Annotated in this window: 9 protein-coding genes and 2 pseudogenes; 3 read left to right on the top strand and 8 right to left on the bottom strand. The window is 64.9% G+C overall.

The features are described 5' to 3' along the window. On the bottom strand, nucleotides 1–456 hold a 456-nt coding region (locus AC1DYD_RS28185; RefSeq protein ID WP_478176048.1), incomplete at its 3' end, for a Rossmann-fold NAD(P)-binding domain-containing protein. A 78-nt stretch (nucleotides 457–534) separates the two neighbouring features. Here AC1DYD_RS28185 and AC1DYD_RS28180 point away from each other — a divergent pair. Together AC1DYD_RS28180 and AC1DYD_RS28175 are read left to right on the top strand one after the other, a co-directional pair. After that, nucleotides 535–1,698, top strand: a complete 1,164-nt coding sequence (locus AC1DYD_RS28180) for a citrate synthase (protein WP_478176047.1) — start codon at nucleotides 535–537, stop codon at nucleotides 1,696–1,698. Between the two features lie 250 nt (nucleotides 1,699–1,948). Beyond that, nucleotides 1,949–4,228: a 2OG-Fe(II) oxygenase gene (locus tag AC1DYD_RS28175; RefSeq protein WP_478176046.1), complete on the top strand. Its 2,280-nt coding sequence runs from the start codon at nucleotides 1,949–1,951 to the stop codon at nucleotides 4,226–4,228. 212 nt (nucleotides 4,229–4,440) lie between these two features. On the opposite strand, the pseudogene AC1DYD_RS28170 reads toward AC1DYD_RS28175, so the two are convergent. From AC1DYD_RS28170 to AC1DYD_RS28160, 3 genes and pseudogenes are all read right to left on the bottom strand, one after another. Next, nucleotides 4,441–4,746 (bottom strand): annotated as a pseudogene (locus AC1DYD_RS28170) (transposase); the annotation flags it as partial. 223 nt (nucleotides 4,747–4,969) lie between these two features. Next, nucleotides 4,970–6,025, bottom strand: a complete 1,056-nt coding sequence (locus tag AC1DYD_RS28165) for an IS3 family transposase (RefSeq protein WP_478176045.1) — start codon at nucleotides 6,023–6,025, stop codon at nucleotides 4,970–4,972. Nucleotides 6,026–6,085: 60 nt separating this feature from the next. After that, nucleotides 6,086–6,632 (bottom strand): annotated as a pseudogene (locus AC1DYD_RS28160) (IS110 family RNA-guided transposase); the annotation flags it as partial. A gap of 198 nt (nucleotides 6,633–6,830) precedes the next feature. Between AC1DYD_RS28160 and AC1DYD_RS28155 the strand changes: the two are divergent. Beyond that, nucleotides 6,831–7,109 carry a LysE family transporter gene (locus tag AC1DYD_RS28155; protein WP_478176044.1) on the top strand — a complete coding sequence of 93 codons (279 nt, stop codon included), beginning with the start codon at nucleotides 6,831–6,833 and terminating at the stop codon, nucleotides 7,107–7,109. Here AC1DYD_RS28155 and AC1DYD_RS28150 read toward each other — a convergent pair. Genes AC1DYD_RS28150 through AC1DYD_RS28135 form a run of 4 tightly spaced genes read right to left on the bottom strand, consistent with a single transcriptional unit; the run spans nucleotide 7,033 to nucleotide 11,790 of the window. Further along, on the bottom strand, nucleotides 7,033–7,884 hold the full coding sequence (locus AC1DYD_RS28150) for a fumarylacetoacetate hydrolase family protein (protein WP_478176043.1): 852 nt from the start codon (nucleotides 7,882–7,884) through the stop codon (nucleotides 7,033–7,035). The two genes, AC1DYD_RS28155 and AC1DYD_RS28150, sit on opposite strands and share 77 nt — an antisense overlap. 40 nt (nucleotides 7,885–7,924) lie before the next feature. After that, on the bottom strand, nucleotides 7,925–9,544 hold the full coding sequence (locus AC1DYD_RS28145) for a bifunctional 3-(3-hydroxy-phenyl)propionate/3-hydroxycinnamic acid hydroxylase (protein WP_478176042.1): 1,620 nt from the start codon (nucleotides 9,542–9,544) through the stop codon (nucleotides 7,925–7,927). 23 nt (nucleotides 9,545–9,567) lie between these two features. Further along, nucleotides 9,568–10,386: a VOC family protein gene (locus AC1DYD_RS28140; RefSeq protein WP_478176041.1), complete on the bottom strand. Its 819-nt coding sequence runs from the start codon at nucleotides 10,384–10,386 to the stop codon at nucleotides 9,568–9,570. A gap of 48 nt (nucleotides 10,387–10,434) precedes the next feature. Beyond that, nucleotides 10,435–11,790 carry an MFS transporter gene (locus tag AC1DYD_RS28135; RefSeq protein ID WP_478176040.1) on the bottom strand — a complete coding sequence of 452 codons (1,356 nt, stop codon included), beginning with the start codon at nucleotides 11,788–11,790 and terminating at the stop codon, nucleotides 10,435–10,437. Between the last annotated feature and the right edge of the window lie 78 nt (nucleotides 11,791–11,868).

Below are 11,868 nucleotides of genomic sequence, written 5' to 3'. Positions count from 1 at the left end.
GCCGAGGCGCATGCCGCTGAACCGGCGGGCCAGCGGGATGGCGCTGGGCTGGGGGAAGCGTTCCCACTGGCCGTCGCGCACGAAGCGGTCGCCGGCACACAGGTTTCGACATGCGGCGATCAGCAAGCCGATGGCCAGATCGGCCACGTCTTCGGTCAGCGCGCCAAGTGTCGCGGTGACGGGCAGGCCACGTTCCCGGCAGTACGCCAGATCGACGGCGTCGGTGCCGACGCCGTTGACTGCCACGACCCTCAAGCCAGGCAGCTGTTCCAGCATGGCCCGCGAGATGCCGGTGTGCCCGCCGGTGATGACGGCGTCGATGGAGGCGCCGTGTTCGCGCAACCAGGCCTCGCGGTCGCTGGTCTCGAAGTACTTGTGGACGGCGTAGAGCGATGCGAGTTCTTCGTTGATCGCAGGAATCAGGATCGGATTGAGTTGCAGGACCTGGGGCTTCATGCCTGCATGCTAGTTAACGATTGATCGTAGCGTCAATATTGATGTATAAAATCAACATAAATTCTTTGTTCCCCGACCATGGCTTCCTGGATTTCGATGAGCGAGGCATGCGATCTTCTCGGCGTGCAACCGCAAACGGTCTACGCCTACGTGAGCCGCGGCAAGCTCGACGTCATGCCCGATCCGGCCGACACGCGCCGCAGCCTCTACCGCGCCGAGGACGTCACCGGCCTGGCCAAGCGCAAGCAGGCAGGCCGCAAGCACGAGACGCTGGCCGCCAATACGCTGTTCGGCTCGGAGCCCAGCATTCCGACTGCCCTCTGCGCCTTCGTTCGCGGACGTCCGTACTACCGGGGCCAGGATGCCGTGCGCCTCGCCGCATCAGCCACCCTGGAAGATGTGGCTCGGCTGTTGTGGGACGCCGAGCAAGCCGTCGACTTCTCGTGCGCGACGCCGATGCGCTCGGGCCAGCCGGGACGCGCAGCGGCCTTCACCACCTTGGCCAGCCTGGCCGCGTCAGGACATTCCACGCGTGGACGCCTGACCCGGGTGCTGCACAGCGAGGGCCAGGGCCTGGTGGGTCAGTTGGCCAATGCGTTCGGCGCCCAGCCAGGGAAGCAAGCGCTGCACCGGCGCTTTGCACAAGGGTGGAAACAAACGCCCCAGGTTGCTGAGTTGCTGCGGACGGCCATGGTCTTGCTGGTCGACCACGAACTGACCAGTTCAGCGTTCGTGGCACGTATTGCGGCGTCGACAGGCGCCTCGTTGCCGGCCTGCCTGCTGGCCGGATTGACCACGCTCTCGGGCCCCTTGCATGGCGATGCCTCTGGCCGCGTCCAGGCGCTGTTCAGCGAAGTGGAGCGACTGGGCGAGGAGCAGGTGGTGGCCCACTACCTGTCGACCGGTTTGCCATTGCCAGGATTCGGTCACCACCTCTATCCCGACGGCGATCCGCGCGCGGCCGCCTTGCTAGCCTTGTTCGAGCCCCCGGAGGCGATCTCGCGCTTCATCCGGAAGGTGACTAAGCTGACCGGCTTGCAGCCCAACATCGACGTCGCCCTGGCCGCCCTGGTGGCGCAACACCGACTGCCCGCCGATGCGGCCTTCGGCCTGTTCGCAACGGCGCGCAGCGTCGGGCTGTTGGCGCACAGCTTGGAGCAACTCGGCGTGGCGCAAGTGATCCGCCCGCGCGGGCGCTATGTGGGGCCGATGCCGGACTTGGCTCAGGGCATGCGGGCCTGAGCGGAGTGGGCGGCAAGCCTGTTCGCGACGCCCGCTATTCAGCTCCTGGCGGTCACGAAATGCTTCCGGATTCGAAACGAGAGATCGTCGCTCGCGACTCATCGGATCTCTCCTGATGTGTTCAGAGCGAAGGCCAACATCCGCGGGGAGGCGAACGAGCAGCCGCATGGCAATTGGTGCAAGGGGCGCTTGTACCATTGCCCTGGCACCCCCCATTCGCCGGTGCTGAAAGTCCCTGAGAGAGCACGACATGTCTTCCATCGCTGACGAACTGGCCGCGCTGCTGAGCACGGTCCGTAGACCCGGGGACTTCTATGCCGCGGGCGCGACCGAACTGCTGCTGCCCCGTTTGGAAGTCAAAGGCGTCGGTCCGATTGCCCTGCCCTTGTTGCCAACCCAGGCCGAGCAACTCATCGCCGTCGCGGAGCGCGCTCCCTACGGCCGCGGTGGAGAGACCCTGCTCGACACCACTGTCCGGCGCACCTGGCAGATCGGCGCCGATCGGATTCGGATCGAAGGCAAGAGCTGGGCACGGACCCTGGCGGCCGTCGTGGCGCGAGCCACCGCGGGGCTCGGAGTGACCGAACCAGTGGCGGCCGAGTTATACAAGCTCCTGATCTACGATCAGGGCAGTCATTTCGTCAGCCACCGCGACACCGAGAAGGCCCCCGGCATGTTCGCCACGCTCATCATCACGCTGCCCTCACTGCACGCTGGCGGCGAGCTGCTGGTGCGTCACAAGGGCCGCGAAGTGCGGCTGGATGTGCGCTGCGAAGATCCCTCGGAAGTGGCCTTCGCCGCCTTCTATGCCGATTGCGTGCACGAGGTTTTGCCGGTGAGCTTGGGTTGCCGGATGGTGCTGGTCTACAACCTGCTGCGCAAGGGGCGAGGCCGCTTGCCTCTGCCGCCGAACTATGAAACGGAGCAAGCCGGCCTCGAGGCGCTGCTGCAGCGCTGGTCTGCTAGCAAGACAGCGCCTGACGACGATACACCCGAGAAGCTGGTCTTCCCGCTCGAGCACGCCTACACGCCGGCCGAACTGTCGTTTCCGACGCTGAAGGGCGCCGACGCCGCCGCGGCCGCTGTGCTCACCGCGGCGGCCCAGCAGTCCGGCTGCGATCTTCATGTCGCGCTGCTGACAATCGAAGAAAGCGGCTCGGCCGAGCACACCGGCTATTCCCGGTCGCGCCGTTGGGGGAGCGACGATGGTGAAAGCGACGAAGAATTCGAGATCGGCGAAATCATTGACTGCGGTCGGACTCTCTCCAACTGGGGCCGCCCCGATGGCAGCCCGGCGGCAATGAGTCACTTTCCGATCTACGATGCAGAACTTTCCCCGCCCGACGCCTTGGCGGAAATGGAACCCGACGAGCAGTATTTTCAGGAGGCGACCGGCAACGAGGGTGCTTCCTTCGAGCGGACTTACCGTCGGGCGGCGCTGGTGCTGTGGCCAAAGGAGCGACGCCTCGCGGTTCTCAATCAGGCCGGCTTGCCGGTCACCTTGCCTTACTTGGGCGAGTTGGCCGGACGCTGGGTCGCGAGCGGTGACGATCGCGAATCGCCCCTGTGGCGCGAGGCGCATCAACTCTCCGGCCACGTGCTGCGCACCTGGCGCAAGGCCACCTACTATTCGCAGCGGGACGGCGAGAGTGAAGGCGCCAGAATGCTCGCGTTGATGGCCCGATTGAAGGACACAGAGCGCATCGATGCGATCATGGTCGACATCATCGCCGCGGGCGGCCATGGCAAGAGCGACAACGAGGCGGTGCTGATGGCCCTGGGCCTGCTGCCCGCGCGGCGAGCCGGAGAATTGATCGAGCGCATCGTCGCCTCCAACGCCGAGATGTGCCTTCGCAGCTGCGCTGACTTGCTGGCTCGCAGCGCGCGGGTCGACTCGCTGGCAGACGGCCTCGTCCCTGCCGGGAAGGCCTTGGTCCAGGCTCTGCCGGGCGATCCGGCGCAAGTGCTGCAGGCTGGTTTTGCATGGCAGAGGCAGCACATCGATGTCGGCTTTGTCGTCGACACCGTGTCGGCGCTTTCGCGGATCGACTCGAAGCTGGCGGACTCCACGGTGAGTCATCTCCTGGCTTGGCCGAAGACCTATGGCATGGACGCTGTCATCCTGCCTGCCGTCCGTCAATTGACGGAGAAGACCGAAACCCGGACGCTCGCGGCCGTTCAGCGATTGCGCACCGTCTGCCTGGAACATCTCCGCGCGCGAATAGCGCTTGCCCTCGAAGCACCCGGCGATTGGACTCGCGCTGGCGCGCCCGGTTGCCAATGTCGCCGCTGCGGTGAACTGAGCCAGTTCCTGGTCAATCCCAGCCAGCGGATCTGGGCCTTCAAGGCAGCTGAATCGGATCGCCGGCATGTAGAGGAAACGATCCGACGCGACGGGTGCGACGTGGACTGCGCGACCGACAAACGCGGGCGCCCGTACAGCCTGGTGTGCACCAAGAACCAGGCCAGCTATGACAGACGGGCGGGGCAACGCAAGCAGGATCTGGAGGATCTGGCTCTGTTGCAATAGCAGCGCGTGCGAAGCCGTGCCGTGGGCTGCCGATCAGAATGCCAGGGAGTTGAACTGGTCTGCTGCGGACGAGGCTTGGCTGTCCTTTGCAGAAAGGAGAGCATCTCATTCCTCTAGGCGTTCGCGGGCGGGCGCGGGTAACACAGTGGCGCTGCACGCGCCGAAGCCGATGCGCCGCGCGCCACCACGCTCGCAGAAGCCGCGCAGGGTGCCACCCGACGCATGCGTGCACCCTCGCCCGCGAAGCGCTTGTTGAACCAGCGGACGATCGCACTGCCTGGTTGCAGGCGCAACCAGCCCCATGCCAGTTCCACCAGCAGAGTTCGGGCCCTTCGGTTGCCAGCCTTGCTGATGCCCTGTTCGATCTGGCTATCGCCACTGGCATACGGTGTGGGTGCCAGGCCCAGGCAGCCAGCGAGTTCCCGTCGGTTGGCGAACCGACGCCAGCCAAATATCTCGTGCACGAGCACCCAGGCTCCCTGCTCACCGATCCCGCATAGGCGCATCAGCTGCGCGACCATCGGCTTTTCTCGCTGTTGAAGCGCGTTGCGGCGTGCAGCCTCGATCTGGAGAACTTGCTCCTTGACGAGCTGCAGCCGTGCGAGTTCACGCTCGATCTCCGCGCACAGCTTTCTGCCCAACTGTCCGCCGTGTTGCGCCCACCAAGTGGACCAGTCGCGGCCGCCGATGTGCACGCGTGGGCGCAGGTCGTGACCCTGCCTCGTTTCCACGTACACCAAGTCACGCAGCCAGGAGGCTGAGTTCCCTTTCGACAGGGGCAAGGTATCCGATCGCCGTGTGCATGCGCACGCGGTTGTAGAAGCCCTCGATCAAGTCCACGATGTCCAGGCGAGCCTGCGCCCGAGTGTCGTAGCGTACCTGGTAGATCCTCTCGACTTTCAGCGTCTTGAAGAAACTCTCCATGGCCGCGTTGTCCCAGCAGTCTGCCTTCCTGCTCATCGACATCGTGATGGCGAAGTCCGCCGCCAGCCGCCGGTACTCGTGGCTTGCGTATTGGCTTCCACGATCCGTGTGTACAAGCAGCCCGGCGCCCGGCTTTCTCTGCCAGTATGCCGACCTCAGTGCCGCACAGACCAGTTTCGCATCGATCGTCTCGGACATCGACCAACCCACGATCCGGCGGCTCGCCAAGTCCATCACCGCGGCCAGGTAGAGCCAGCCCTCGTCGGTTGCAACATACGTGATGTCGGGCACCCAGGCCCGGTTCGGCTGCCAGCCATCGAAGCGACGATCCAGGAGGTTGGGTGCCACCGGCAAGCGATGCCTCGAGTCGGTGGTGACCACCCATGCCCGCCGATACACCGGACGCAGCCCTGGACGCTTGAGGCTTCGGCGCACCCGCTCAGCGCTCACGCGCTCGCCTTCTTGGCGAAGCTGCTGCGTGATGCGGGGGCGGCCATAGCTGCCTCGACTGTCGCGGTGTGCGACCCGAACTTTGGCATCCAGAGCCTTGTTCGCCAGGGCCCGAGCACTGGGCGCTCGCACGCGCCACTGGCAGTATCCCGTGCGGGACACCGACAGCACCCGGCGCAGCCGGCTGTTCTCCGCCTCCAGTTCGCTCACCGGGCGACGCATGGGCACTGCTGCAGTACCTCCAATGGCTTCGGGCGCTGCAATGCCTGTCGCCGCTCGCCGCCGCTTCCAGTTGCCCACCGTCGCCACCGGCACGCCCAGCCGGCGTGCCGCTTCGTGGCTGCCGACCGATTCCGCCAGCCTGATCGCTTCGACCTTGAATTCAGCCGTGTACTGCCGTTTCGGCAGCTTGCTATCTCGCATCTCGATTCTCCATACAGCTCAAGTTTCCAACTTTCTTGCTGTACGTGAAACCGAGGCAGGGTCAAGGACCATCGCTTGGCAGATGCTGGTGACCTCGCCTTCGCAAGAGCTCAGGACCTGCGGGACTTCGCGCTTGAATGCTTCGGGCGACTTTGCCATCGTCACGCCTCGTTCACCCGGCAAACCTCTAGCCTGGTTGGTCAATGCGGTGCGCTGACGGATCAGCAGATCGCGCACCCGATGCACGGCTTGCATGTCCTGCTGCTCGACCGACTTCACGGTCACGAAGTTCATCGTCGGGCGGCTGGCAGCCTCGACGATGGCCTGCGCATCGTTGCGATCGTTCTTGTTGGTCTTCACGAATGGTGCGACGAATTGCGGGCTGATCAAACGCACCTCAATGCCCATGTCCCGAAAGCATCGGGCCCAGTGATGCGCCGAGCTGCACGCCTCCATCGCCACGATGCGCGGACGCAATGAGCGCACCGCCTCCACGAAGCCGTTGCGAGTGACCTTGGAGCGATGCAAGGCGTGGCCGGCTCTGTCTGCGCCATGAAGCTGAAACACGCGCTTGGCCAAGGTCAATACCCAGAATGTCGATGTCCATCGCAGACCTCCGATGCCAAAGTGGTTGATGAGCCGCTCAGTTTCCTATAGGGCGGCGCAGGGTCCATCTCATTCACTTTGGCATTGGGCGGCCTCCTCACTTCTGGCGGTTTCATGGACTTCGAATACCTATGAAAACGCTCCGTGATGCGGGGCCGCCTACCTGTTTGCTTGCGAAATATCCAGGCTAGCCTGCCTGGTGGCGGTTGTCCCACCGGGCCCGGAAAACATCCTGGCGATCAGCCGCGGCCTGAGCCAGAGGATGGTCGCATGCATATCGTTCGTGGGCGCCGACCTCGGCATCATGTTCTACACGGTCGCCGCGACGCTCGGCCTGTCGCTGATCAATCAGGCGTCGCCGGTCGCCTTCTGGGATGTAGAAAATCCGTCTCGAGCCCTCGTCAGTCCTCCTGGACCACGGTGTTACGCAAGAGTCCGACCGACGAAATCTCGACCTCTACCCGGTCGTTCGGCTTGAGCCACAGCGGCGGATTGCGCTTGACGCCGACACCGCCCGGCGTGCCGGTCACGATCACATCGCCCGGATTCAGCGTCATGAAGGTCGAGACATAGGCGATCAGCGTTGGAATCGGAAAAATCATCTGATCCGTCGTCGCATGCTGGACGACCACGTCATTGACGCGGGTCCAGAGTTCGACGGTGCGGTCATCGGGCAGCTCGTCGAGCGTCACGAGGAATGGACCGAAACCGGCCGTCTTCGAGAAGTTCTTGCCCGGTCCGAACTGGCGGGTGTGGTGCTGGAAGTCACGCACGCTGCCGTCGTTGAAGCACGAGACGCCTGCCACGTGGTCCCAGGCATCGGCTTCGGCGATGCGGCGTCCGGCCTTGCCGATCACGACGGCCAGTTCGCCTTCGTAGTCCAACTGCGTGGACTCGGGCGGGCGGACCAGCGTATCGCCGGAGCCCTGCAGCGATTCGGGATGGCGGAAGAAGATCGACGGGTGCTCGGTCGGGTCGCGTTGCGTCTCGACCCGATGCTCCTCGTAGTTGTGCCCGACGCAGGCGATGACGGCCGGTTGCGGAATGACCGGCAGCAGCCTGACGTCAGCGAGGCGATGGTCCGCCTTGGCGTTTGCATACTCGCCGGCCAGCGCCTGCATCTGTCCGGTGGCGATCAAGGCCTTCAAATCCGACGCATGGCCGCCGAGGCGTCGGCCGAGATCGACGATTTCGTCGCCGCGAAGAAGACCGTACGAAGCGCGGCCTTCGATTTCAAAGCTGAGGAATTTCATGGTTTGCCTTTGTGAATGGACGAGGTGAATCGAAGCCGGTTCAATGCTCGGCAACAAGGACGGTTTCAAGAATTCGAGGGTTCGCGGGTTCAGAGTTCGAAGCGCTCCGCGCCGATTTGCCCAGCTCGATCCCGTCAATGAAGCGATAGCCGTATCTGTCGGGCCGCACGACGATTGCCACGGCGCCGCATCGGTCGAGGACGGCGCCGAGCTCTCCGCTGACGTCCCTGGCGATCTCGATGTCACTCGAACCGCCGCCAAGAAAATCGTCGTCGCGATGTACGAGCGCCAGGGTCCGGCCCGGCATGCCCGCCGGCAACAGCCGATACGCGGCGGCCCGGAACGCCGGGGAGTCGTAACCGATGACTGCAAAGCCGTCGCCCAGCAACTCGTCGAACCGGAGCAGTCCACGTTCGCGATGCTCTACCAGCGGCTGCGGAAGCAGCTCCGATCGCGGCTGCTGACGCGAAGGCTGGAAGTAGCCGGCCTGCAGTTGCGGCTTGGGCTTGAAGCGCAACTGCAGGATGTAGTCGCGGCAGGCCGGCACCAGGCAGGCGAGCCGCAGGGCGGCCTGCGTCAATGCCGCGCCGGGCAATGTCTTGGGCTGCATGAAGGAGCCAATGCGCAGCGCCATGCGAATCAATGCGGTCGCGTGCGGGCGGCGCTCCTTCTCGTAGCTGTCGATCAGGTCTGCGCTTGCGCCCCAACGCGTGACCGCGGCCAGCTTCCATGCGAGGTTGGTGGCGTCGCGGATGCCGCTGTTCAAGCCCTGTCCGGCGAACGGCGGCGTCAGGTGGGCCGCATCGCCGGCGAGCAGCACGCGGCGTTCCTTCCATCGCGTCGCCACCCTGGCGTGAAAGCCGTAGATCGCCTTGCGCACGAGCGGAAGTTGCGCATCCTCGGGAACGCGATGGGCGATCCATGAGCGGAAGATCTTTTCGTCGAGCACATCCTCGTCGCGGTCGCCAGGACGCAGCATGAATTCATAGCGCACGGAAGCCTGCGGACCCGGAAGACGGATGGCGGGCCGGCGCGGGTCGCAGTAGGTGCGCGTGTGCCGCAGCGGCATCGTGCGCTCGGCCAGGTCGACGATGAGCCAGCGCTCGGGGAAGGTGTTGCCGTCCAGCTTGATGCCGCAAAGCTCGCGAACCGGGCTGCGTCCGCCATCGCATGCGACCAGCCAGGATGCCGTGATGACCTGATGAACGCCATCGGCCGCCTTCACCGTGCATTGCACGTCGCCCGAATTCTGCTCGAACGACACGAGTTCGTGGCCGAAGCGCATGTCGATGTGCTCGAAACGCGCGAGCCCTTCATGCAAGGTGCGCACGAGCATGGGCTGGCGGAAGGCATTGCGTTTTGCGTAGCCATATTCCTGGCGCGTCGGCTGGATGGCGGCGAACGGCTTGCCGCGCCAGTCGATGTACTGGACGCCATACCCTTGCACCACGTCCTTCAGCACCTGTGCGACGAGGCCGGCGCCTTGCATGGTGCGCAGGCTCTCGTCGTCCAGCGTGACCGCTCGGGGTTCGCCTTCGAGGCCGGCGTTGCGCTCGATGACCAGGGTCCGAACGCCCTGCACACCGAGGAGGTTGGCCAGCGTCAGCCCGACCGGGCCGGCGCCGACGATGACGACGTCGTATGCCTGAACTTGACTCATGTCGTGTCTCCTTGAATTCGGGCTCAGCTGCGCATCAGCGCGACGCCCCATCGGTTGAGGGTCTGCGGCCGGTGTGGCCAGACGCCGCAGGGACGGTTGGGCGCGCAGACTTCGAGATCGGACGAGATTTCCGCCAGGTTGCCGTCAGGGTCCTTCACCATCAGGAAGGTGTCGTTGCCCGGCCCGTGGCGGCCGACGCCCCAGGCCAGGTCGACGCCGACTTCGGCCATGTGGTCGGCCCATTCGCGCAGTTCCTGCCACCCGGCCGCCTCGCAGGAGAAATGATCGAAGCGGATCGCCGGGGCCCTGAAGATCGCCATCGAATGGTGTTCGGCATCCGTGCGCAGGAAGGCGGCCGTGAGTTCACCGCGTTCGTCCAGCACCCGGTCCGACAGGACGAACCCGAGCGTGCCGACGTAGTAGTCCATGAGGACCGCAGGCGTCGGTGAACGCACGCCGAAGTGCTGCAGGCGGGCTTCGAGCGCTCCAGGGGCGCGCGCGATGCGATCGACCCCGGTCGGCGGAAGAAAGTGGATCAAGCGACCTTCGGGGTCGCGCAGCGTGAAGCCGTCTGGTTCGTCTGCGACAAGGGGTACGCCGCGCGAGGCCAACATCGCACGATGCGCTTCGAATTTTGACCGCTGGGCGAAGCGAAAGCTCGCACGACGCAGCTGACCGCCTTCGCCAGGCACGAGCACGACTTCGCGGCGAAGTGCGGCGCAGGCGATGGCGCCGTCTACGCTCGACGGTGTCAGGCCGAAGGTCGAGGCATAGAACGAGGCCGAAGCCTGTGGGTCATTGGCGAATATTTCGAGTTGGGCGAGCGAGGCTCCGATTTCCATGATGTGCTCCTGTGACTTTGAGTTGAATGAGCGGAAAGACGCTATCGATCAATGCAGCGCAACGGCGGCACCGCGGTCTTCCTGGATGACGAGTTGCGACCGGCGATACAGCATCCCGGCCGCAGCGATGGCCGCCGGAACCGCCAAGAGACTGAACAGGTTGCCCGTCGACAAGCCCATGGCGAGCAGGGGGCCGCCGATCAGCGATCCGGTGATGCCTCCGCAGCGGCCGATGCCGAGCATCCAGCTGGCACCGGTCGCGCGCATTGCCGTCGGGTAGCTCATGGGTGCCAGCGCGTTCATGCCCGTTTGCGCGCCGCTGAGGAAGAGGCCGCTGAGCAGAAGCACCATCGAGAACAGCCCCGGAGCGATCGAGATGAACCCCAGCGTCAGCACGCAGGCTGCGCCGATCGCATACGAAAGCCCCACGACCAGCCGGCGGTCGACGCGATCCATGACCCAGCCGATGCCGACGGAGCCGATCGAGCCACCGATCTGAAAAATCCCTGTGATCAAGGCGGCGCGTTCGATCGAGAAACCGGCGTCGCGCATCAGCGTCGGCAACCAGCCCGTCAGCAGGTAGATGATCAGCAGGCCCATGAAATAGGTGAGCCACAGGCGCGACGTCAACGCGGAGAATCCGACGGAGAACAGTCTGCGCACCGAACGCCGAGCTTCGACGCGCGGCTCGGCCAGCACGAAGGAGGACTGTGCGGAGAGGGTGGTACCGCCAATGCGCGACAGCGTCCGGGCGATGCGCTTGCCCTGTCCACCGCGCAGCACCAGGAAGCGAACAGATTCTGGCAGTACGCTGATCAGCAAAGGCACCAGCAGCAGTGGCAGGACGCCGCCCACGATGAGCACCGAACGCCAGCCGAGGTTCGGGATCAGCCACGAGGCCGCGAAGCCGCCGAGTCCAGAGCCCAACGTAAAGCCTGTGAACATCAACGTGAGCAGGAAGGCCTTGGAGCGCGCTGGAACGTACTCCGACACCAATGTGGTGGTGTTGGGCATTGCGGCGCCAAGTCCGAGCCCGGTCAGGAAGCGCAGCACCGTCAGTTCGACCGCGTTGTGGGCGTAGCCGCACAGCACGCTGAAGCCGCCGAACGCGATCACCGATGCCACCAGCACCGCCTTGCGCCCGATGCGGTCCGAGATCGGGCCGCCGAGCAGCGCGCCAGCCGCCAGGCCGAACATCGCGGCGCTGAGCACGGGGCCGAACAAGGCCTTTGCCAAGCCCCATTCGCTCATGATCGACGGCGCGACGAAGCCGATGGCGGCGGTGTCCCAACCGTCGAGCAGGACGATCAGGAAGCACAGGGCCAGGATGCGCCACTGCAGGCCCGAGATGGGGCGATCGTCGATGAATCTGGCCACGTTGATCGGGCCTGCGGACTGTTCCATGCGTGTCTCCTGGTGTGCTTTCGAGGAGACGAAGGATCGTCCGGGTCGCGGATCGAATCAAAGAGCTTTCTCAATTTT

Source organism: Variovorax sp. P4_B11 (genome assembly GCF_056402355.1).
The sequence above is the reverse complement of the archived record's forward strand: the minus strand, read 5'-3'. Positions and strand labels throughout refer to the sequence as shown.